Annotated in this window: 19 protein-coding genes and 4 tRNA genes; 12 read left to right on the plus strand and 11 right to left on the minus strand. The window is 68.9% G+C overall.

What is annotated here, in order from left to right; translation table 11 throughout:
• Positions 1-30 precede the first annotated feature (30 nt).
• The 5 genes from ACFYUV_RS46890 to ACFYUV_RS46910 form a co-directional block, all read right to left on the minus strand.
• Positions 31-825, minus strand: a complete 795-nt coding sequence (locus tag ACFYUV_RS46890) for a barstar family protein (RefSeq protein WP_387681574.1) — start codon at positions 823-825, stop codon at positions 31-33.
• 97 nt (positions 826-922) lie between these two features.
• A tRNA-Phe gene (locus ACFYUV_RS46895) sits at positions 923-999 on the minus strand.
• 5 nt (positions 1,000-1,004) lie between these two features.
• A tRNA-Asp gene (locus tag ACFYUV_RS46900) sits at positions 1,005-1,079 on the minus strand.
• 100 nt (positions 1,080-1,179) lie between these two features.
• A tRNA-Glu gene (locus tag ACFYUV_RS46905) sits at positions 1,180-1,252 on the minus strand.
• Positions 1,253-2,758, minus strand: coding sequence for a metallophosphoesterase (locus ACFYUV_RS46910; protein ID WP_387681576.1), 1,506 nt, complete (start codon positions 2,756-2,758; stop codon positions 1,253-1,255).
• 87 nt (positions 2,759-2,845) lie between these two features.
• Here ACFYUV_RS46910 and ACFYUV_RS46915 point away from each other — a divergent pair, with 87 nt between their 5' ends.
• Both ACFYUV_RS46915 and ACFYUV_RS46920 read left to right on the plus strand, forming a co-directional pair.
• A complete protein-coding gene (locus ACFYUV_RS46915) occupies positions 2,846-3,196 on the plus strand; it encodes a metallopeptidase family protein (protein WP_387681579.1) in 351 nt (116 codons plus the stop codon).
• Between the two features lie 109 nt (positions 3,197-3,305).
• A complete protein-coding gene (locus tag ACFYUV_RS46920) occupies positions 3,306-4,592 on the plus strand; it encodes an MFS transporter (protein ID WP_358296775.1) in 1,287 nt (428 codons plus the stop codon).
• Here the strand turns inward: ACFYUV_RS46920 and ACFYUV_RS46925 are convergent, their stop codons facing one another.
• On the minus strand, positions 4,593-4,889 hold the full coding sequence (locus ACFYUV_RS46925) for a PspC domain-containing protein (protein ID WP_387681582.1): 297 nt from the start codon (positions 4,887-4,889) through the stop codon (positions 4,593-4,595).
• Positions 4,890-4,980: 91 nt separating this feature from the next.
• On the opposite strand from ACFYUV_RS46925, the gene ACFYUV_RS46930 reads away from it, so the two are divergent.
• Both ACFYUV_RS46930 and ACFYUV_RS46935 read left to right on the plus strand, forming a co-directional pair.
• Entirely contained in the window at positions 4,981-6,135 is a 1,155-nt protein-coding gene (locus ACFYUV_RS46930) for an acyl-CoA dehydrogenase family protein (RefSeq protein WP_352360961.1), read from the plus strand.
• 49 nt (positions 6,136-6,184) lie between these two features.
• Positions 6,185-6,260: transfer RNA gene (locus ACFYUV_RS46935), tRNA-Lys, on the plus strand.
• Between the two features lie 74 nt (positions 6,261-6,334).
• Here the strand turns inward: ACFYUV_RS46935 and ACFYUV_RS46940 are convergent.
• Together ACFYUV_RS46940 and ACFYUV_RS46945 are read right to left on the minus strand one after the other, a co-directional pair.
• Positions 6,335-7,198: a hypothetical protein gene (locus ACFYUV_RS46940; protein ID WP_387681585.1), complete on the minus strand. Its 864-nt coding sequence runs from the start codon at positions 7,196-7,198 to the stop codon at positions 6,335-6,337.
• A gap of 267 nt (positions 7,199-7,465) precedes the next feature.
• Positions 7,466-7,618 (minus strand): hypothetical protein, encoded by a 153-nt coding sequence (locus tag ACFYUV_RS46945; RefSeq protein ID WP_352360905.1) that lies wholly within the window; start codon positions 7,616-7,618, stop codon positions 7,466-7,468.
• Positions 7,619-8,056: 438 nt separating this feature from the next.
• Here ACFYUV_RS46945 and ACFYUV_RS46950 point away from each other — a divergent pair, with 438 nt between their 5' ends.
• From ACFYUV_RS46950 to ACFYUV_RS46965, 4 genes are all read left to right on the plus strand, one after another.
• Entirely contained in the window at positions 8,057-8,440 is a 384-nt protein-coding gene (locus ACFYUV_RS46950; protein WP_387681588.1) for a YbaB/EbfC family nucleoid-associated protein, read from the plus strand.
• Positions 8,437-8,739: a hypothetical protein gene (locus tag ACFYUV_RS46955; protein WP_387681591.1), complete on the plus strand. Its 303-nt coding sequence runs from the start codon at positions 8,437-8,439 to the stop codon at positions 8,737-8,739. The genes ACFYUV_RS46950 and ACFYUV_RS46955 overlap by 4 nt, the downstream gene beginning before the upstream one ends.
• Positions 8,740-8,745: 6 nt before the next feature.
• The gene (locus ACFYUV_RS46960) at positions 8,746-14,472 is read left to right on the plus strand and encodes a hypothetical protein (protein ID WP_387681593.1); all 5,727 of its coding nucleotides are present in this window, start codon (positions 8,746-8,748) and stop codon (positions 14,470-14,472) included.
• 107 nt (positions 14,473-14,579) lie between these two features.
• A complete protein-coding gene (locus ACFYUV_RS46965; protein ID WP_387681596.1) occupies positions 14,580-15,059 on the plus strand; it encodes a hypothetical protein in 480 nt (159 codons plus the stop codon).
• Positions 15,060-15,067: 8 nt separating this feature from the next.
• On the opposite strand, the gene ACFYUV_RS46970 is transcribed toward ACFYUV_RS46965, so the two are convergent.
• The gene (locus tag ACFYUV_RS46970) at positions 15,068-15,979 is read right to left on the minus strand and encodes a LysR substrate-binding domain-containing protein (protein WP_352360897.1); all 912 of its coding nucleotides are present in this window, start codon (positions 15,977-15,979) and stop codon (positions 15,068-15,070) included.
• Positions 15,980-16,225: 246 nt separating this feature from the next.
• Here ACFYUV_RS46970 and ACFYUV_RS46975 point away from each other — a divergent pair, with 246 nt between their 5' ends.
• Entirely contained in the window at positions 16,226-17,986 is a 1,761-nt protein-coding gene (locus tag ACFYUV_RS46975; protein ID WP_387681600.1) for an adenine deaminase C-terminal domain-containing protein, read from the plus strand.
• Between the two features lie 75 nt (positions 17,987-18,061).
• Entirely contained in the window at positions 18,062-18,730 is a 669-nt protein-coding gene (locus tag ACFYUV_RS46980; RefSeq protein WP_387681603.1) for a YitT family protein, read from the plus strand.
• Positions 18,731-18,742: 12 nt separating this feature from the next.
• Here ACFYUV_RS46980 and ACFYUV_RS46985 read toward each other — a convergent pair whose 3' ends face one another.
• Positions 18,743-19,318 carry a hypothetical protein gene (locus ACFYUV_RS46985; RefSeq protein ID WP_387681606.1) on the minus strand — a complete coding sequence of 192 codons (576 nt, stop codon included), beginning with the start codon at positions 19,316-19,318 and terminating at the stop codon, positions 18,743-18,745.
• Positions 19,319-19,448: 130 nt separating this feature from the next.
• Here ACFYUV_RS46985 and ACFYUV_RS46990 point away from each other — a divergent pair, with 130 nt between their 5' ends.
• Both ACFYUV_RS46990 and ACFYUV_RS46995 read left to right on the plus strand, forming a co-directional pair.
• Entirely contained in the window at positions 19,449-20,009 is a 561-nt protein-coding gene (locus tag ACFYUV_RS46990; protein ID WP_387681609.1) for an RNA polymerase sigma factor, read from the plus strand.
• A gap of 20 nt (positions 20,010-20,029) precedes the next feature.
• Positions 20,030-20,686 carry a hypothetical protein gene (locus ACFYUV_RS46995; RefSeq protein WP_387681611.1) on the plus strand — a complete coding sequence of 219 codons (657 nt, stop codon included), beginning with the start codon at positions 20,030-20,032 and terminating at the stop codon, positions 20,684-20,686.
• Positions 20,687-20,740: 54 nt separating this feature from the next.
• On the opposite strand, the gene ACFYUV_RS47000 is transcribed toward ACFYUV_RS46995, so the two are convergent.
• The gene (locus ACFYUV_RS47000) at positions 20,741-20,917 is read right to left on the minus strand and encodes a hypothetical protein (protein ID WP_387681614.1); all 177 of its coding nucleotides are present in this window, start codon (positions 20,915-20,917) and stop codon (positions 20,741-20,743) included.
• Positions 20,918-20,982: the final 65 nt, after the last annotated feature.

Here is a 20,982-nt window from a genome sequence, read left to right on the forward strand (position 1 = left end):
CCTGAGAGCCGACATGTGTGCGGCTGACGCTCACCCCAACACGACACGCACATCGCGCTCCGCGAAGATCGTCTGAATGGTGTCGAAAGAGGCCGGAGCATGGTCCACCTGCTCCATGAGCGTCGACAGAGCCCGTCGCGCAACCTGGGAGTCGCTCCAGACCAAGGTGAACGGTGTCATCGCCCCGAACCCCCCGCACAGGCAGTCATTCAGCGCATCGAGATTCCAGCCGAAATAGCCCCCGGGCCCGTTGATGGCTTCTCCGACTGCGAGGTAGAAGGAGGTCACATCAGTGACGTGAAATCCATCGAGGTAATAGACACGTCCTGCCGGACGATCCACTGGACCCGTCTGCCGGAACCTGCTGCGGCCGACAATCGTCAGCCATTCCCGCCTGCCCTCAGGGTCATACACCGCCCACTGGTTGATCTGGTCAGGCCGGGCCGTCCGCCAGCGTTCCCAGATATGCCGTGTGCTGGCCTGCGGGCTGTCGTAGCCCCACTCGGCGATGATGTCCGCCCGTTCCGGGCCCAGCCGTGAGGGCCGCCACTCGATGATCTCGCTCACCCAGAAGTCCGCAAGAGGCTGCCCTGCCACGTCGAGCATCCGAAGCCCTTCCAGCCTAAGAGGATTTCTCAGGCGGTACCGCTTGGACCCATCCAGGTAGTCACGTAACCGCCGAGAAGAAAGGCATCCCAGAATCTCGACCGTCACCGGTCCATCGCCCTCGACCGGCTCGACGAAGACACCCTCGGCATCCAGACATGTTCCGAGTACGTGCCCATCTCCGTCGATCAGCAGGAACTTCGGCTGACTGATATCCACGGGCCCGATCCTCACGCATGGATCCGAGACTTGCTGCCAGGGAATACCAAAAAGCCCCGAACGGTGATCCGCTCAGGGCTTTCTTGATGTTCAAAGCTGGTGGTCAGGGGCAGGGTCGAACTGCCGACCTTCCGCTTTTCAGGCGGACGCTCGTACCAACTGAGCTACCTGACCCAGAGCGGTCCTGACGGGACTTGAACCCGCGACCTCCACCTTGACAGGGTGGCGAGCACTCCAAACTGCTCTACAGGACCTTGCTTTTGTTGCGTTTCTTTCTGTTTGCGCTCGCTTAGCTTACCAGCTTTCCGGTGGCCTTTCGACCAGCCGGTTCGCGGTGCGCCAGGCGCTCGCAAGTGCCCCCAACGGGATTCGAACCCGTGCCGCCGCCTTGAAAGGGCGGTGTCCTAGGCCGCTAGACGATGGGGGCTCAGGATTCCCTGTCGCCTTCCGTCGGAGACCTCTGAAGCATAGGGGACGATTGCCCTTGATGCCAAAGCGGCTGACCGGCGGTCGGTGACGCGGTGCCAGTGACCGTTCCCGTTGGAGACGGGGCGTTCGTTGGCTCCGGAGAAATCATACGTTGTGGGTCGGCCTCCACGTGACGCTGGATGTACACCGACTGCTCCCCCAGGCCGCCCAGCGTGATGTCGTCCCAGGCACGCAGGCGGCGTGTCTCCCGGTCGAAGTACAGGACCGAGGCCTGTACGGGCGTGGGCTGGGCGTGTTCGAGCGCCCGCAGGCCGGCGCCGCCGGTCGAGCCCTGGACGAGCATGCGGGTGCCGGACGGCAGCATGGACGTCGACCGGTCATGCGTGTGACCGGCCAGGATCATGGGCGCGGCCCCGCTGAAGCCGCGGCCGACGACGGGGTCGTGGACGGCCACCAGATCCGCCTTGTCCACCTTGGGCAGGTGCGAGCGGGCGAACTGTTTGAGCGCGTCCGGGTCGGAGTCGACGGCCACCGACTTGTCGGGGGTGAACCGTGGGTCGCCCAGGCCGTAGATGCGCAGGCCGGCGACCTTCTCCACCCTGTCGTCCAGGACCACGGCGTTCTTCTGCCTCTCGACGGCCCGCTGGGTGATCATCGAGTCGTGGTTGCCCCGTACGTACACGTACGGCACGCCGAGGCGGCTGATCTCGTCGACGAACTTGTTCTCCGGTTTGGTCCCGTGGTCGGAGATGTCACCGGTGTCGATGATCATGTCGACGGCGAACTGGTCCTTGAGCGAGCGGATGACGTTCCAGGCGATGGGGTTGATGTGGATGTCCGAGACGTGCAGGACGCGGATGGAATTGGGGTCGGCGTCGTACAGCGGCAGGGTCGAGACGGTGTCGTACAGCTTCGAGACGTTCGTGACGAGCTTGGTGAGCTGCGACCGGTACGACTCGAACTTCGTCACGATCGACTCCGCGCTGCCCACCAGCGACGGCGCCGCGGCGACCAGCCCCGAGTAGCGCGGCTCCACGAGCGAGCTGGGACGGAACGTGAGGGCGGCCAGCGCCCCGGTGGCCGCAAGCCCCACAGAGGCCGCCAGAAGCCCCACCAGAGCCGTCCTGGGCCGCCTGTAGACCATCAGGACGGCGATCAGCGCCCCCGCCCCGGCACAGAGCATGCTGCGGATCGCCAGGGCGCGCACACCGTCCAGGAGGTCGCTCTCGATGAGGCCCGGCAGGCGGTCGGCCAGTTTGGGGTCCTCGATGAGCGCCTTGGCGCGCTCCTGGTCGATGTTCTCCAGGGTGATGCGGAGCCTGAGCGGGGCGTCGTGGGTTCGGAAGGTCAGCGTGCCGAGGGGGCTGGCGTCGACGACCGTCTCGCCGTTCCAGGCGGGTCTGAGCGACATGCCCGTCTCGACGGGGCCGACCTGGGCGTGCACGGTGCCGCTCAGGAAGATGCCCAGCCAGGCGCCGGCGGCGGCCACCAGGAGCACCGCCACGGCCCTCGTTGCGCGTGACCGAATGACTGCTTTCGACCTGTCAACGAACTTCATACAGTTTCTTGCATACCTGACCGACAGGGCAGAATGGCATGCGTGATCGAGGTTTCGCGGGAGAAGTTCGAGGAACTCGTGGCCGAGGCTTTGGACACGATCCCCGCCGAGCTCACCCGCGTCATGAGCAACGTCGTCGTCACGGTCGTCGATGATCCGCCAGAGCCCCACCTGCTCGGCCTGTACACCGGTGTCCCCCTCACGGAGCGCGGCGACTGGTACTCAGGTGTCCTGCCCGACCGGATCGAGATCTACCGCAATCCCATATGTCAGATATGCAAGACAGAAGAGGAAGTCGTTAACGAGGTGCGCATCACCGTTGTCCATGAGGTGGGACACCATTTCGGGATCAGTGATGACAGACTTCACGAACTGGGCTGGTGACCCTTTGCAGCTCGTTGACTTCTTTGGGTTGCGCCTTGCCTCATGATCGGGCACCTTAGGTCACATAGCGAACACGGTGAGTCAGGCGCAGCGGAGTCCAATGGGGGCCATGCAGGCAGGTAGGCCGCCGGGACGGCATCGCCGTGCCGAGACAGACCAGGCCACCTACGGCGAGGTCATCGCCATCCGGGAGTTCCGGGCACTCTGGTACGGCCAGGGCCTCTCCCTCCTCGGTGACCAGCTCGCCCAGGTGGCGCTCGCCGTCCTCGTCTACTCCCGCACCGGGTCGCCCCTGGCCACCGCGGCCGTCTACGCGCTGACGTACCTTCCGTCGATCGTCGGGGGGCCGCTGCTGGCGGGGCTGGCCGACCGGTTCGCGCGCCGGGGCGTCATGATGACCTGCGACGTCGTCCGGGCGGTGCTGGTCGGCGTGATGGCGCTGCCGGTGATGCCGTTCTGGGCGTTGTGCGTGCTGGTGTTCTTCGTGGTGCTGCTCAGCGCCCCGTTCTCGGCGGCGCGCGCGGCGCTGCTGCCCGAGGTGCTCGAAGGCGACCGGTACGTCGTCGGCTCGGCGTTGCAGAACATGACGAACCAGGCCGTGCAGATGCTGGGTTTCGCCGCGGGCGGAGCGATGATCGCCACCCTGGGCCCCTACCGGGCGCTCGCGCTCGACGCGGCCACGTTCCTCGCCTCGGCCCTGATCCTGGTCTCCGGGGTACGCCCGCGGCCGGCCGCCCGCCAGGACGGAGCGAAGCCGTCCATGTGGGCGATGACCAGGGCGGGAGCCCAGCTCGTCTTCGGCTCGCGCAGGCTGCGAACGCTTGTCCTGTTCGCGTGGTTGTGCGGCTTCTACATCCTTCCTGAGGGCATCGCCGTGCCCTATGCCGCCGAACTCGCCACGGGGTCGTTGCCGGTGCCCGTGATCACCGGTCTGCTGATGGCCGCGATGCCGACGGGCACGGTGGTGGGCGCGTTCCTGTTCAGCAGGTTCGTGACCCCGGCGCGGCGGCTGCGGCTGATGGGGTGGATGGCCATGCTGAGCTGCGCGCCCCTGGCCGTGACGGCGCTCCGGCCGCCGCTCGCGGTGGTGCTGGCCGCGTGGGTTCTGTCGGGGATCGGTGGGGCGTACCAGCTCGCGGCGAACGCGGCCTTCGTCCAGAACGTGCCGCCGGAGCGGCGCGGCCAGGCGTTCGGGCTGGTGCAGTCGGGGTTGATGGCCGTGCAGGGGATCGGGATCCTGGTCGGCGGGTTCGCGGCGGAGAGACTCGGTCCAGAGCTGGTGGTCGCGCTCTCCGGCATCACCGGAGTGATCGCGGCGGCCGTGCTCGCCCTGATGTGGACCGAGTCCCGGGACGACCGTGATGCCCAGGAGCTGCCCGCCCAGGCGCCGGCCTGATCACTGCTGCGGCTTGTGCTCGCCGGTCCAGTCGGTGGCGTTCCGCTGCTGCTGCTGCTTGCTGATCAGGTCCTGGACGATCGAGGTGTCCCGCTCCTCGTCCGGCAGCAGGAGCCAGCCGATCGCGTACAGACCGACGCCGGCCCCGCCGAACAGGGTGGCGATGGCGAGGCCGACCCTGATCAGGTTCGGGTCGATGCCGACGTACTCACCGATGCCCGAGCAGACGCCCGCGATCATCCGGCCCTTGTTGGTGCGACGGAGCTTCTTGACGTTGTGCTCGCTGTATTCGTTCATGTCTCAAGACTGCCCCTGGGGCCGGTGTTAGCACATCAGGATTGTCCCTGGTAGAACCCTGGTAACCCCTTACGCGAGGAGAGGACCCGCCATGGACGATCTGCTGCGCCTCGACGACCGCCTCAACGGCGACCAGCGGCTGATCCGCGACACGGTCAGGTCCTTCGTCTCCGACCGCGTCCTTCCGCACGTGGGCGACTGGTTCGAGGAGGCCGTCTTCCCGGCGCGCGAGCTCGCGCCGGAGCTCGGCTCGCTCGGCCTGCTGGGCATGCACCTGGAGGGGTACGGGTGCGCCGGCACCGACGCGACCTCCTACGGCGTGGCCTGCCGCGAGCTGGAGGCGGGCGACTCGGGCCTGCGCTCGTTCGTGTCGGTGCAGGGCTCGCTGGCGATGTTCCCCATCTGGCGGTACGGCTCCGACGAGCAGAAGGAGGAATGGCTCCCGCGCATGGCGGCCGGCACGGCGATCGGCTGCTTCGGCCTGACCGAGCCGGACCACGGGTCCGACCCCGCCAACATGCGCACGTACGCCAAGCGGGACGGCTCCGACTGGGTGCTCAACGGCTCCAAGATGTGGATCACCAACGGCTCGATCGCCGACGTCGCCGTGGTGTGGGCGCAGACGGACGAGGGCGTCCGCGGCTTCGTCGTCCCCACCTCCACGCCGGGCTTCTCCGCCCCTGAGATCCACAAGAAGCTGTCCCTGAGGGCCTCGGTCACCTCGTCCCTGTACTTCGACGACGTCCGCCTGCCCGCCTCCGCCGTGCTGCCCGGCGTCACCGGACTCAAGGGGCCGCTGTCGTGCCTGTCCGAGGCCCGCTTCGGCATCCTCTGGGGGGTCGTCGGGGCCGCCCGCGCCTGCCTGGAGTCGGCGGTCGACTACGCGAAGACCCGCGTCCAGTTCGACAAGCCGATCGGCGCGTTCCAGCTCACCCAGGAGAAACTGGCCTGGATGTACGTCGGCGCCGCCCAGGCCCAGCTCACGGCGCTGCACCTGGGCGCCCTGAAGGACGAGGGACGCCTGGAGCCCCGGCAGATCAGCTTCGGCAAGCTGGCCAACGTACGGGCCGCCCTGGACATCGCCCGGCAGGCCCGTTCCGTCCTGGGGGGAAACGGGATCACCCTGGAGTACCCTGTGATCAGGCACATGAACAATCTGGAGTCTGTGCTGACGTACGAGGGGACCCAGGAGATTCACACACTGGTGCTGGGGGAGGCTCTGACGGGGCTGCCCGCTTACCGGTGATGGATGCGTCGCGGGCGGGGCGGTAATCTCTGTACCCTTGCTCGTGCGAGGGGCGTTAGCTCAATTGGCAGAGCTGCGGACTTTTAATCCGTAGGTTCCGGGTTCGAGCCCCGGGCGCCCTACCACTCCACATTCTGTCTGGCCTGTACTTCTCGACCCTCTTCTGTGCGGCGCGGACGACCGAGTTTCTGCCCGTCCTTCAGTGGGCCGTGCCGGGTGCAAGGCCGATGGTGTCGAACGTGAGCTCGCCCGCGGTCGTGGGGCGGAAGCCTAGTTCGTGGAGTTCGGGAAGGTCGATCGCGGTGACCACGTGGAGAGCGCCGTCCTCGGTCACCATGCGGACCGCGAGACGCGCCAGCGCGCCGCGTACCTCCGTCGGGACGCCGGGTTGGATGTGGACCAGGTCGAGACGTGCGATGGTGTGCCGCGTGTCCTCCCAGGAGGCCACCGCATGGCCGACGTCAGGGTGCCCGCTGTCGTTGTTCACGTACGCCTGCAGCCAGCAGGCGAGCCTGTCCTCGGCGATCAGCCGGTGGGGAACGCGCACGTCCATGCCCGCCTCGGCCAGCCAGGTCCCGGTCTCGGACGCGGGCAGGGGGACCAGTTCCTCTGAAGATCCCCAGGTGACGTACGTCCCGCGCCGGCGCAGCCGCCGTGGGAGGGACGGCGCGCCGACGAGGGGGACCGGGCTGAGGTGGAAGCCGGGGGGACAGACGTCCGGGGCGTTGCGGGCGTCCAGTACGACGTAGCCGTCGCGGACCTTCCGGCGGCTGCGGCTCACCAAGCCGGTCGCGAGTTCCTCCGCGAGGCTGGACAGGGCGTCCGCGGCCCACTCGTCCGCCGAGGTCACCGGTAGGCCGGTCCACGGACTTATGGGTGCGGTCGGAAACCGGACCTCGACGGCGTAGACGTTCGGATCACGCCGCCAGCGGAAGGTCACCAACAGGTTGTCCGGCTCCGCGACGACCTCGGCGGCGGAGAATCCGTCTGTTATCGCGCCGGACCGGAGCAGGTAGGTCCTGACCGCTTCGACGATTTCCTCTCGCGACCATACAATCGCCATCTTTTCAGGCTGCCACACGTTGAAGGCCACGCGGGTACGGGCCGTCAGCCGAAGACGGCGGTCAGCGTGATGTGATCACGGCGCCGGCCCATGTGGAACAGGCCATTGACATCCATTTCTCGTCTGCGGCAGAGGCGGGATTTGTCGCTGTCTCGAAATGGCGGGCCACGGTGATTCGGGCTGCTTCTGCGGGCGTTGGCTCGTCCGTAGAAGCAGCCCCGTGGCGGCGGAGCCTTCTTGATCAGACGCCGGTGGTCGCTCTTGCTGTCACTTGGTTCCCCAGCCGGGCGAGTGGCACGCCGGGCCGTTCGGGCCGGTGTTGCACGACTGGCCTTCGGTGGCCTGGGCCGGCAGGGACATTGCCCCCATGAAGGCCGCGGCCAGCAACGCGGCGGTGAGTGCGGGACGAAGACGGGTCACATGGACTCCTGCGGTGAGGTCGCGGCGTACGCGAGGTGCGGGTCCTGCATCTGCGGCGGCCACCGGATGCCCCGATGATCTCCGGTGCCGTACTGCCGATTGTGGGACGGGGCGGGCGATCCGCACTCCTCCCGGAGAGTGATCCTCCGCGGCCACCGGGAGGACCTGTCTCCGGCCGGAGGGAGGAGGGCGGCCGCCGCACCGCAGGCCCAGGCCCGGCGCCGGGGCCATTGTCCGAGCGTCGAGCCATTGTCCGGACGCCGGTAAAGAAGGCGGGCTCCAGGGACGAATGCCCGGCTTTGTACGGCACGGCGGACGTTACTCAGACACCCCGTGACACTTTTGTTAACAGAAGGTAAACGATCCGGACACCCCTAATCGGGTAAAAAAGGGTGTCGTATGATGCCTTGCGGTATTAGGCGGGTGAAAGGTGCTTCTGTGGCGGACGCGTTCGAGGCGGAGGTCAGTGCGCTCGCGGGCGAGATCAACCAGCAGGTGGCCCGCGTACGCGAAGCGTTCGGCGAGCTCTCCGCCCTGGAGCACACGGCACGGTCGGCGGACGGGATGGTGACCGTGACCGTCGGCCGCCACGGTCAGTTGCGCGGCATCGAGCTGAACCCCCGGGCCTTTCGCAACCTGTCCCCCAGCCAACTGGCCGACGCCATCATGCAGCAGGCCAACGCGGCCACCGCCGCGGTCTCCGAGCAGAGCAGGCAACTGCTGGACCCCCTCATGCCGGACGGCCTGCCCTACGAGGACGTCTTCGGGGAGCGGGCCACGCTCGACGCGTTCTTCCCCGGCCCCGTGGAGCCGGCCCCGTGAGCGGCTACTACGTGCAGCGGGAGGCGCTGTACCGGGAGGCCAGGACGTACGAGCTGGTCGCGGGGAACGTGGAGCAGGTGCGCGCCGACCTCCGCGCGGCCTTCAACCGGGACCGGAACACGCTCGGCGACGACGAGTACGGCGCGGAGCTGGCCAAGAAGCTGCCCGAGATGGAACGCGGCATCTTCGACGCCCTGACGGCGTACATCGACGAGCTTGAGAACGTCGCCCTGGGGCTGAACGCGAACGCCCGCAACTACAAGACGGCGGAACCCCCTCCCGCCGTCACGTGGACCTGATCGTCCATGGGGTTCGACGGGTTCCTGGTGCCCGACTTCGCCAAGCCGTACGTCGGCTGGGTGGTCGGCATGGACTGGCCGGAGGGTGACGAGACCGGCTGCTTCCGGCTGGCCGACGCGTGCGTGATCGCCGCGCACCGGATCGTCGAGGGCACCCGCGCCGACCTGCCGGGCAGCGCGCGCAGGATCGGCAAGGACTGGGACGGGGAGGCCCATCTCGCCTTCGCCGCCCACGTCGACAAGGTGGCGGGCGGTCAGGTCGCCCTCGCGGTCAAGCGGCTGGTGGACGCCGCGGTGGCGCTCAACGGCGTGGGCGTGCAGATCCAGTACGCCAAGTACATGATCGAGGTCACCGTCTGGCTGCTGATCATGCAGCTGGGGTATCTGCTGGCCGCGGCCCTGGCCACCGGCGGGGCGAGTCTGGCGCTCATTCCACCGCGGTTGCAGCTCGCCCGGCTGACGGTCGGGCAGATCGCCCGGCAGTGCCGGCGCAACATCCTGCTGTTCGCCGGGATCGTGGCCGGCATGGACCTGGGCATCCAGGGCACCCAGATGTTGCAGGGCCGCAGGGACGACATCGATGTCCGGCAGCTCGTGATCTCGGCGGTGAGCGGCGGCGTCATGGGCGGGCTCATGGGGGTGGCCTCGGGCGGGCTGAGCCGTCTGGCCACGCCCACGCTGCGGGCCGGGCTGACCAGGGCCGAGATGTCCACGGCCGAGAAGCTGCTGGCGGCGGCGCACTCGTCGTTGTACGGCCAGGCCGCGCAGTTCGCCGTGACCGGCGGCATCACGACGGCCGGCTCCATGCTGGCCCAGGGCAACTTCAGCTGGGACCTGCTGGCCAAGGGCATCACGTCCAGCGCGCTCGGCGCGGACGGCCAACACCTGGCCTCGCCCCTGCCGCACGGCGCCGACGGCCCGTCCGCGCCCCACTCGTCCTCTTCGTCCGGACATCCGCTGTCCGGACCGGACGGCGGGAACGGGCACGGGCCCAAGAGCGGCGCCGACACGCTCCTGGCGGCGGTGAACCACAACCAGCGGACCATCGAGTCCCCCGCCTGGCACAGCCCCGACCTGCCGTCGGAGGTGCTCCAGGGCCTGACGTCCCAGCTGGCGTCCGCCGACCCGGGGCTGCCGAAGCCGGAGATCCATCCGCCTCGCGTCGTCGAGATGGGAGCCCTGGGCGAGACGGCCGTGCACGACGTCAGGGTGCCGGTGGACCCGAGGGCGGCGGCGCACGCCATGACCGCCGGGATCACGGGGATCGTCCCGCGGGAACGAGCCGTGATCCGCCTCTGGCTGGCGGAGGCGCTCGCCAGCAGCGACCGCGAGGTCTGGACCAACCACCTCCAAAGGGGCGTGGCGCTCGGCGTCGGCGACAAGGTGATCTACCTCAAGCTCCGGCCGAACGAGTTCACGCACGTGGAACAGCCGAGTCTGCCCCCGGAGAAGCCGGTCGCCTTCGGCGGGGACGGCGTGGAGGGCAAGTCCTCGCGGGGCTCCTCGCTGGATCGGACCGCGGGGCTGATGAAGGGGCTCTACCACTCGCCGGACGAGGCCGAGGCGAACGCCCTGCCCCGTTCGGGCGTCACCAGCACGGCCCGGACGACCCACACGAACGGCGTGGAGGTCATCAGCGGGCACAAGGCCATCTCCCCCGCCCATGACTACTTCGCCGCGGACATCGTCCTCGACGTCTACCGCGACGGCGAGCGGGTCACGCAGACCGCGGCGGTGCCGGACCTCTCGCTGACCATCCCCTTCCCCAAGCAGTTCACCCGGGAAGGGCCGCTGCTGAGCACCGACCACCCGTCGCCGCTCCCCCGCCACGAGGTGCCGGAGGGGGCGGGGCACAAGTTCCGTGACCACGGGATCGCCATCACCGGGCTGGACGTCACGCCTCTCGTGCTGGAGGTGCAGCGCCGGGGGCTGGCGGCGGGGCTGCCCGCGGGCGAGGTGGTCAAGATCACTGACCATCTCACCTCCACGCTGCTCAGCGAGCAGGGGATGAAGAACCGCAGCCAGTCGATGTTGTCGAGCGGGGTCTCCTCCGAGGCGATCCGGTACAAGACGTCGCTGCTGCGGTCGGAGGAGGACTCCGTCCGGATCAGCGGCGAGATCACGCGGGTCGAGCCGATCGACGGAGGCGGGCGCGCGCCGGTCGAGACGATGTTCCGGGACGACCTGGGGCGGCGCGAGAGCGAGGGCACCTCGCACCGGCAGGGCGCGAGCGTCGGCGTCCACGCGGGCGGCAAGATCGGGTTGCCGCTGGGCGAGCACGCGGAGGTCGTCGCGCGGGCCGTCGGCGGGGTCGGCTACGGGACGGACCACGTCACCTCCACCAACCGGGCGCACGGCAACCACACCGTCCTGACCAGGCTCGGTGACGTCACCATGTACGACGCCCGGATGCGGCTGCAGGTCGAGACCGAAACGCTCGGCGCCTTCGAGGTGGAGGTGAACGCCGAGCTGATCGTCCCGACGCGCGACGCGTCCCGGATGGAGCAGGACGTCTTCGGGCACGATCTGCGTCCGCTGGGCGAGTTCAACGACATCCAGCGCAAGCTCGCCGACCTCCACCGGGAGATCGACGACGTGGGGACGGAGTTCGCGCTGACCGAACCGGTCGGCGAGTACCCGGCCAGGGGCGAGCACCCCAACCGCGGCTACGACCCGCACGTCCTGGAGCCGGAGACGCTCGCCGCCGGTCGGGGCACGGGGCTCGGCAGCGGCGTCCGGGTCCATGGGGAGACGCTGCTCAGCGCGGAGCTCCGCCAGGCCGTCGACCGGGCGCTGCCCGACCTCCCGCCGGAGATCAGACGGCAGGTCGTGCGGGACCTGGAGAGCCGCTTCGGCGCCGTGGCGCTGGAGGCCGACCTGACGCACGCCCTCCACGGCATCAGGTACGACAGGACGATCGGCGGCTACACCATCGAGATCCTGGCCGAGGGCACGCTGGGCCGGCGGCACGAGGTCGGCGCGTCCGACCTGACGGTCAACGAACGCCGGATCACCTCGCGCACCGACACCAGCCAGCGGGAGAGCTCCCGCACCGGCCGTGCGGAGGTGCGTGGGGTCGCGCGCCTCGACGTGACGGAACGGCTCAAGATCGACCCGGTCAACCTGTCGCTCAGCGGGAGCGGCACGAAGTCGGACAGCACCGGCTTCTCCTCGGGCCACACGAGGTACGACCGCACGGAGACCAGCGGCGGCTTCACGATCACGCGGGATCTGTCCTTCGACGTCAGGATGAGGATCTCGCGGGACGGCACGGAGACGCTGAACACCTCGTGGGAGGTGCGCGGCAGCAGGGCGGAGATCCTGGTGCCGGACGTCCACCTGCCGCAGCGGCCGGTGCTCGCGCAGGACGTCGCGCATCTGGGACGGGTCGAGTCGACCACCGAGCGGCCCGCCGACCTGTGGCGGCCCAGTGCCGACGAGTTGTCGGCCATCGTCCGGATGGGGGCCATGCCCGACCTTCCCTCGACGCTGGCCGAGGCCTACAACCGGTGGGCGGGACTGCCGGCGGCCGCGGAGCGGCTGGACGTGCCGCCGGTGTTCGAGACCGCCACCGACGTGATCAACCTGGAGACCATGATCACGTCTCATCCCGACGGCCTGCACTACACCGTGTCGGACCGGGCGGGAACGCGGCACGACCTGCACGTCAAGGCCCACGTGGCCGAGGTGCGGCACGTCAAGTCGGAGAGCGGGGTGGAGCACGAGAGCTACTCCAGCAGCAACTCCAGGGCGCTGGACGGCGAACGCGGCAGGCGTGCGGTCGGCGGCCACGCCAGGACCGGCCTGCGCGTCACCCTGAGCGACGGCGAGGCCGCGGGGGCCGCGCACGGAGCCGGGGAAGCCGGCGGGACCGAGCGCAAGGTCGTGGCGCGAGCGGGGGTGCACGGCGCCGCCAAGCGCAGTGCCGTGGAGAGCTCCTACCTGGGCAGCAGCGACGTCTCGCGGGTCACCTACTCCGACGGCAGCACCTCCCACTGGTACCGCGCGGACCTGGTCCTGGAGGTCACCCCCAGCAGGACCAGCGGAGGAACGGTCGAGCAGGGCCCGACCACGTACGTCCGGGTGGAGGACATCGTGGACCTCGTGCTGCCCGACGAGGTGGCCCGCCGGCACGGGCTCGACGGCCCGCAGGCCGTGGAGCCCGTCAGGCCGGCCGGGGACACGACGCGGGCCTACGCGGCGCCCGAGGCGGCGTTGAACACCGCCTACGTCCAGCACCTCGACGCGGAGGGCGTGCTGCCGCAGATCGTGGAGCTGCTGCGCCGCGACGGCCTCCTCCTCCCCGGCCAGGAGCTCACGAACCACCCGGTGGCCGAGCACCTGCGCGGCAACTACGGCCAGGACGCGCTCGGCACCAAACTGGGCGAGCTGCGCGGGAACGGCGTGTCCTCCTGGTTGTTCGTCACGGACGAGAACGGCCGGGTCACCGAACGCGTGGGCATCCGGGTCACGGCCGAGGTCGGCGACGGCGTACACGTCGGTGAGCGTCCTGACACCGGCCTGATGCTGCGCAACGAGCGCCTGAGCGGCGACCTGAGCGTGCGCGAGGCGGGGACGGACCGTGGCGCCGAGGCGATCGCGCGTTACATGGAGTCCTCGGACGGCGAGCTCAGGGGAGGCGAGGCGGGGTTCGCGAACTCCCGCGACTCCCACACCGTGGACGGGGAGGGGACGATCGCGAAGGCGATCAACCGCTACCAGACGCGCGAGGCCCCGCAGGAGTTCAGGCATCCGGTCCGGTACGAGATCACGCTCGAACACGTCCCGGTCCGCCCGCTCCTGGAGCCCGTGCAGAACGTGGCCCGCAACGTGCTGCTCAAGGTGGGCGAGATGACCGGGCACGACGGCGCCGGAAGGCTGTTCGACCGGCACGCCGGGGTCACCGAGACGTCCCGGGCGGTCGTGGACGGCGAGGTCGGCGTCCTGGTGCCGGGCCATCTCACCACGGAGGTGCCGCAGGGCACGCCGGTCGCGGGGCGCACGCCGGTCGCCGCGGCGGATCCGCGCTGGGCGGACGCGACGGGGCCGAACCGCATGTCCGCCACCCTGGGCGAGGGCGTGCCGAGGGGGGACGTCAGCCAGGTCGCGTTCCCGGCCGCGTCGCTGGTCGAGGAATGGGCGCCGCTGAGCGCGGTGCCGCCGAGGCTGCGGGGCGAGGTCCCGTCCCTGGCCGACCGGCCCGACGGGTTCGAGCTCTCCCGCCCGGCCGGCATGTCGCTCGCCGAGGCCACCAAGGAACGGACCATGCGCGCCCACCTGGACCAGTTGCTCGCGCACGAGTACGAGATCCCCGGGATCGGCAGGGTGGGCATCGACGTCACCGGAGCCCGCGAGATCACCACCGCGCTGGTCAAGCAGCGTGTCTACGCCCAGACCATGAGCACGGTCGGGCACGGCCAGGAGCAGGGCCGGGGCGTGGCGGCCCGCGCGGGCGGGTCCGCCGGGGCGCAGGACGGGGGCCTCGGCTTCGGCGGCGTCGGCGGCAGCGTGAAGACGGCGGACGAGGCCGCGTCGCGGAACGCCAACATCGTCGAACGCAACTTCCTGGAGGAGCAGCACGACAACACCTACCTTGAGCTGGACGTCTCCCTGGTGTTCTACGGCAAGGACAAGCCCCTGACGGTGGACGTCGCCGGCGGCCTTCATCTCCGGCTCACCGCCGACGGACTCGCCGCCTTCGAGGCCGCACACCCCGGCGTGATCGTCCGCTGATTCCCTTCTTCCACGCGGCGACAAACACGGAACCGCCGGAGAATGCAATTCGTTGAATTGACCGGCTAATGGGTGGAAAAGGGTGGTCGCGGGCCGAGGGGAGAGTCATGCGATTGTCGGACTGGTTGCAGATAGCGTCCTTCTCAGGGGTGGTGGTCGCCCTGGTGCTCACGACTCTCCAGCTCCGACTGGTGTCCCGCCAGTCACAGGCTCTCACGCGCTCGATGCAATACGGCGACTACCGCAGTCTCGTCGGCCGGCTGAACGAATTCAGGACCGCGCACCTTCGCCAGGACCCGAAGCTGCTGGCCTGGGTGCTCAGTACGCGAGGCTTCTCCGGCACGAAGTCGCCCGACCTGAACAACCGGCGCATGTACATGATCGGGAAGGTCGACCTCTTCGAGGGCTGCTATTTGAGCCGCAAGAACGGGCTCATGCCGGACGACGTATGGCTCACCTGGCAGCGCATCATGCGGGCGGACGTGAAGATAAAGGAGTTCCAGGAGGTCTGGCCCATCGCGCGGGTGTATTACGATCTCGAATTCGGCCGCTTCATGGACGAGATCATGCGCGCCGAATGCCCCTGACGAGTTCGTCAGAGGGGTGGGTGGGCCACGGATTCCAGGGTTTGGATGATTTCTTCGGCGAACAGCAGGGCGGCGGGGCCTGGGCCGTGTTTCTCGCGGCGGACGAGCGACAGGATGTTGTTGCTGAAGGCGCGGTCGCGCACCGGGCGGAAGGCGAGGGTTCCGTTGTGGTGGTCCTCGGCCATGTCGAACCTGCTGAGAAAGGCGATGGCCTCCCCCGCGGCGGCCAGGCGTTTCATCGTCTCGATCGAATTGGTGTGGAAGGCGGGCTCGACCTTCAGGCCGGCCTCGGCGAAGGTGTCGGCGATGATGCCGTGGATCACCATCGAGCGGTCGGCGAAGATGAGCGGGTAGGCCGCGCACTGGGCCAGGGGGATGGATTCCAGGCGGGCCAGCGGGTGGGCGGGGGCGATGACCGCGCCGAGCCGGGTGTCCATCTGCCAGCACAGTTGGAGCTGCGGCGAGGACGGGACGTTGAATCCGAGGCCCAGGTCGGCCTCGCTGTCGGCCACCGCGCGGAGGATCTCGTGGGTGGACAGTGCGCGGATGGAGATGCGCACCTCGGGGTGGCGGGCGTGGAAGTTCACGGTGGCGGTGGAGACGATGCTGCTGGCCAGGCCGGTCATCGTGGCGATCACCACCTCGCCGCTCGGCAGTGACTGCAGGTCGCGGATCTCGGTCACGGCCTCGCGGTACTCCTGGAGCGTCCTGCGCACGTGGGCGAGCAGGACCTCGCCCGCCGGGGTGGGCCGCATGCCGCGCGGCAGGCGTTCGAACAGGGGCTCGCCGAGCTCTTCCTCAAGGAGCAGGATCTGCCGGTTGATGGCCGACGGGGCGACGTGGAGCCTCGCGCCGGCGGCCCGGATGGAGCCGTACCGCGCCACCTCGTCGATGTAGTGCAGCACGCGTGAGTGAAGCATGGGGGCCTCCCTGGGCTGGAGCGTGCGCAAAAACCGGACCGTGCGCAAAAAGAGTACAGTCCGTGCGAAAACGGCTGCTTGTCAGCAACGGTGCCGTGCCATTTCATAGCCACAGCGCGTACGAGCGACACGGCCACGGCGGCCCTGTGCTGAACTCCGCGACCGGCTGCCGGCATCCCGGAGCCGCGTCCTCGGGTCTCGTTCCGCGAGCGGAATCCAACAGCCCAGCAATGAAGCGAGGAAATCATGCTCCAGCAGGAGAAGACGAGCCAGGCCGGTGGGGCGGACCGGGTCTCGGTCCACTACGACCACGTGCGGGCGGTCTTCGACATCCTGAGCGGGGAGAGGGAGGCGGACCTGCTGCTGCGCAACCTCAGCGTGCTGGATGTGCACAGCGAGAGCGTCTTCCAGGGTTCGATCCTCGTCTACAACGAGCGGATCATCGCGTTGAACCCGGACGAGTCGATCGTGCGGGTCCGCGAGGTGTTCGACGGCCAGGGCCTGTACGCGATCCCGGGGCTGATCGACGCGCACCTGCACTTCGACGCCCAGCTGGCCCACCCGGCGGCGTTCGGGGAGGCGATCGTCCCGAGCGGCACGACCACCATCTTCGCCGAGACCCTGGACTTCGCCAGCGCGGCCGGCGACGAGGCGGTCGAGGCCGCCGCGGCGTTGTTCAAGGACTACGAGAAGCTGCCCTACCGGATCTACGCCTTCGCGCCGGGCAAGAAGACGTCGGTCGAGGTCACCGACGCCATGCTGAAGATGGACCCGGTGATCGGGCTGGGCGAGCTCGCCCACCTGTCCTACATGACGGGCAACGAGGACGACTTCCGCAAGTCCGCCCTGGGCCGCGCCAACGGCGGCTTCGTGAACAGCCACTGGGGCGTGACGGCGCTGCCCGACATGTTGCTGAACTACATGCCCGCGATCGGCGCGCACAACAACCACGATGTCTGGAACGAGGACGACATCGAGAAGAGCATCCGGTACGGCTTCCAGACCCAGATCAAGTTCGGCGTCGGCAGCCCCGAGGTGATCAAGACCATGCTGCGCGCCATCGTCAAGCGCCGCTGGCCGGCCGAGAACTTCCAGATGTGCGCCGACAACATCTCGGTCGACCGGGTGCTGACCAAGGGGCACATCGACTGGGTGATCTCCCTGGCCGTCGAGATGGGCCTGCCCCCGATCCAGGCGATCAAGATGGGCACGCTGTACTCCGCGCGCTCCTTCGGCATGGACCACGACTTCGGCTCCCTCGCCCCGGGCCGCTTCGCCGACATCGTGCTGACCGACAGCCTGTCGAAGATCAACCCGCTGTACGTGTTCAAGGGCGGCGAGCTGGTCGCCAAGGACCGCAAGCTCCTCAAGCCGGTCGATCTGGACTATTCGGTCATGGTGCAGGAGCCCCGGCCCGGCCTCGCCGACCTGGCTCCCGAACAGCTCGACCTCACGCCCATCGAGATCTCCGCCGACGGGAGCCGGGCGAAGGTCCTGCTCTTCGACGTCTACGGACGCGGCCACCTGAAGTTCTCCCAGGAGGTCTGGGTGCCGTTCGCGGACGGCGCCGTCGTGCCCGAGGTGGACGGTGTCAGGCTGAACCGCATCTCCGTCGTCCAGCGGTACGCGGACGGCGCCCGGCACGTCGTCAACGGGCTGTTCAAGGGGGTCTCGATCGACCGGGGCGCCGTGTCGACGTTCTGGCCCGCGCCCTTCGCCTATTTCGTGGTGGTCGGCAGCGACAGCGCCGAGATGTGCGACAACCTCAGGCAGCTCGACGCCTTCGTCGGCGGCTGCCTCGTGACCGAGGACGGGCAGGTGCGGGCCGCGCTGCCGCTCGACATCTACGGCGTGATGGCGGACATGAGCCTGGCCGAGCTGGTGGACGCGACCCGGTCGATCGACGCCGCCCTGGAGAAGCTGGGCAACCACAACGAGGGCGAGCCGGTCGTCAACAAGCTCCTGACCCTGTTCATCTCACTCGACCGCTTCGGGTTCATGGTCTGAGCCGTGCTCTGAGAAGCGGACACCGCGTCGTCCGGCAGGCTCCGGCCGGAACAGCTAACAGCCAAGGAGGCAACTGTGCTACAGCATGAAAAAGAGGCCGGAGTCGTCGACACCGGAAGTCTGGTGCGGCGTTGGATCACCTACGGCGCCGGCATCTACCTGCTGACCCTGGGGGTCAGCCTGGCCATCAGGGCGGGGATCGGCATCTCGCCGCAGAGCAGCCTCACCCGGACGATGACCCTGGTCTTCCCCTCGATCAGCCAGGGGACCTTCAACTTCGCCCTTGAGCTGCTGATGTTGCTGCTGACCTATCTCGTCCTGCCGAAGGACTTCAAACTCAGGAACTTCCTGGCGTTGATCCCGGCCCTGGTGCTGGCCACGTTCCTCGATCTGAACCTGATGCTGACGAGCTGGATCGCGCTGGACGCCTACGCCGCCAAGTTCGTCCTCCTGGTGGTCGCGGACGCGACGCTGGCGTTCGGCCTGTTCCTGATGATCCGGGCCAACCTGGTGCTCATGCCGGTCGACATGTTCGTCAACACGGTCTTCAAGCGGACCGGCTTCAAATGGGGCAACCTCAAGACCGGCTTCGACTGCACGCTGCTGGTGGTCTCCGCGGCGATCGGGCTGATCTTCCTGGGCGGCCCGCAGTTCATCCGCGAGGGGACCATCATCAACGGCATCCTCGTCGGGCAGTACATCAAGCTCTACTTCTTCCTGTTCAAGAAGTTCTCGCGGTCCTGAGCCCGGCGTCCGTCACCGGAGCTCCTCCAGGATCGGACGCCGGCGGGCGGCCGGGACGCCGGCGGCGTCCATCGCGCGGCGCAGCAGGCCGGGATCGAAGCCGTGGGCGCGCAGGTGGCCGACGAGCGGGCCGTACCGGTCGGCGCGGTCACGCAGGAGCTCGGTGGCCAGCCGGATCTCCAGCCGGACCGCCGGCACCTGGTGCGGACCGCACGCGACCAGGACGTGATGCCGCCACGGCCCTTCGCCGACGCATTCCAGGGCGTCCGAACCGGCCTGCCGCTCGACGGTGCTGAGCTCGACCTCCACCCCGTTCACCGCGAATCTGGCGAAGTACTGGTCGCTTTCCGGGATCCAGGCGGGGGCGTGGAGGCAGGGGAACGGCGCCAGGGCCGCGGCGAACGCGTGCAGCTCCGGCCGGCCGGGCATCAGGAGGTCGATGTCCCCGGCCGGCAGCGGGACGCCTTGGAGAAGCGCCGCGCCCGTGCCGCACAGGCGGTAGCGGACGGCGGCGCCCGCGGCGTCGAGGGTCATGGCCAACGCCGTGGTGACGTCCGCCCGGCTCAGTGACCTGTTTCCGTGGCCCATGCCGGGCAACGTAGCAAGACCGCGCCCCGCGTCGTCAGAGACGGCGCGGGGCGTCTGTTCTGTCGGCTCTCATAACGTTTTCTCGGCTACTGACCAAGAAGGGGTGTAATCGACGAAGGGAGCACGGCCGGTGCGTCGCAAACAGCCGGATATCGCCACAGATCCGGACGCTTTCGAAGCCTTCTACCGGCGCCACGTCGATGCGGTCACCTCGTTCCTCGCCCGCCGGGTCGATGATCCCCACACGGCCGCCGACCTGGTGGCGGAGGTGTTCATGGCGGTGCTCGACTCCGCCCACACCTACCGGCCCGGACGCGGCAGTGAGATCGCCTGGTTGTACGGCGTCGCGCGCAACACGCTCTCCGCCGAGCGGCGGCGGGCGTACAAGGAGTCGCGGCTGGTCGATCGCGTCGGCGGCCGACGGCATCTCGACTCCGACGACGTGGCCGAGCTCGTGGCGCGGATCGACGCCGAGAACCTGGCCAGGCGGGCCTTCCAGGCCATGGCCGGACTGCCCGACGGTGACCGCGCGATGCTCGAACTGGTCGTCATCGACCAGCTCTCGATCAGCGAGGCCGCCACCGCCCTGGGCATCCGGCAGGGAGCCGCCCGGGCCAGGTTGCACCGCGCCCGCCACGCGCTCATGGACGTGCCGGAGCTGGCTCCCTTCGTCATGGAAGGAATCCGATGAACTTCAAGGAGCACGTACTGATGGAACTGAAAGCCGAGATCGAGGCCCGCAACGAGGCCCGGCGCCGGCGCACCAGGCGGCGCCTGCTCACCGGCGCGGCGGTGGCCGCCGTCGCGGCCGCCGCGGCGGTCGTGACGCCGTTCCTCAACGGTTCGGACGCCCCCGCCTACGCGCTCACCAAGAACACCGACGGCACGATCACGCTGCGGATCAACGAGTTCCGCGACCCCGGCCAGGTGGAGAAGGACCTGGCGGCGCTCGGCGTGCCCTCCGACGTCTCCTACCTCAAGCCCGGCACCCGCTGCGCCCCCGACCGCGCCCCCGCCGACGCCGGCCCGTCCTTCACCAAGGAAGAGCTCCAGAGCAAGGACCCCGCGGTCCGGAAGAAGATCAGGGAGGCGATCGAGAACAGCCCCAACGCGAAGACGTTCCGGATGGGCGACGGCCAGGTACGGATCGACCCCAAGCGCATCAAGACGGGGCAGACCGCGGTTCTGGAGTTCACCGAGAACGGCGACCAGACCTCCGGCCCCGAGAAGCCCAGGGTGCTGTGGCAGTTCAGCGGCTTCCTGGTCGACGGGCCGGCCAAGCCCTGCAAGGTGATCGACGACCCGTCCTGGGACAAGATGCCCGACCCGAAGGAGCACCCGGAGGCGTACCCGCCGCCCGGCATGTGATCGACCCGCCCCGCAGGCGGCCCGCGCCCGGATCGGGGGCCGGGCCGGGGCGCCTCAGCGGCCGGGAATGCCCAGCAGGATCAGCACGGACTGCTGGATCATGCGGCTCAGGATCTGCTCGTCCAGCTTGACGGCCTGGATCTCGATCTGGTGCCGCCAGACCGTCACCGGCTCGTCGGGGATGCCCGGCGGCACGTCCAGCGAGAACTCCACGCCGTCGAGGTAATCCACGCTGTCTCCTTCCGCTGGAGACCTCATTCTGGGCGCCGCCCCGGTAAGCGCACGGTAAGGGCGTC

The organism is Nonomuraea sp. NPDC003560, assembly GCF_042878785.1.
Taxonomy (GTDB): Bacteria; Actinomycetota; Actinomycetes; order Streptosporangiales; family Streptosporangiaceae; genus Nonomuraea.

What these genes read in the sequence shown, in the direction of transcription:
- ACFYUV_RS46915 (WP_387681579.1), top strand. Translation starts at nt 2,846, where the DNA reads ATGGCATGCGTGATCGAGGTTTCGCGGGAGAAGTTCGAGGAACTCGTG.
- ACFYUV_RS46920 (WP_358296775.1), top strand. Translation starts at nt 3,306, where the DNA reads ATGCAGGCAGGTAGGCCGCCGGGACGGCATCGCCGTGCCGAGACAGAC.
- ACFYUV_RS46925 (WP_387681582.1), bottom strand. Translation starts at nt 4,889, where the DNA reads ATGAACGAATACAGCGAGCACAACGTCAAGAAGCTCCGTCGCACCAAC.
- ACFYUV_RS46930 (WP_352360961.1), top strand. Translation starts at nt 4,981, where the DNA reads ATGGACGATCTGCTGCGCCTCGACGACCGCCTCAACGGCGACCAGCGG.
- ACFYUV_RS46940 (WP_387681585.1), bottom strand. Translation starts at nt 7,198, where the DNA reads ATGGCGATTGTATGGTCGCGAGAGGAAATCGTCGAAGCGGTCAGGACC.
- ACFYUV_RS46960 (WP_387681593.1), top strand. Translation starts at nt 8,746, where the DNA reads ATGGGGTTCGACGGGTTCCTGGTGCCCGACTTCGCCAAGCCGTACGTC.
- ACFYUV_RS46965 (WP_387681596.1), top strand. Translation starts at nt 14,580, where the DNA reads ATGCGATTGTCGGACTGGTTGCAGATAGCGTCCTTCTCAGGGGTGGTG.
- ACFYUV_RS46970 (WP_352360897.1), bottom strand. Translation starts at nt 15,979, where the DNA reads ATGCTTCACTCACGCGTGCTGCACTACATCGACGAGGTGGCGCGGTAC.
- ACFYUV_RS46975 (WP_387681600.1), top strand. Translation starts at nt 16,226, where the DNA reads ATGCTCCAGCAGGAGAAGACGAGCCAGGCCGGTGGGGCGGACCGGGTC.
- ACFYUV_RS46985 (WP_387681606.1), bottom strand. Translation starts at nt 19,318, where the DNA reads ATGGGCCACGGAAACAGGTCACTGAGCCGGGCGGACGTCACCACGGCG.
- ACFYUV_RS46995 (WP_387681611.1), top strand. Translation starts at nt 20,030, where the DNA reads ATGGAACTGAAAGCCGAGATCGAGGCCCGCAACGAGGCCCGGCGCCGG.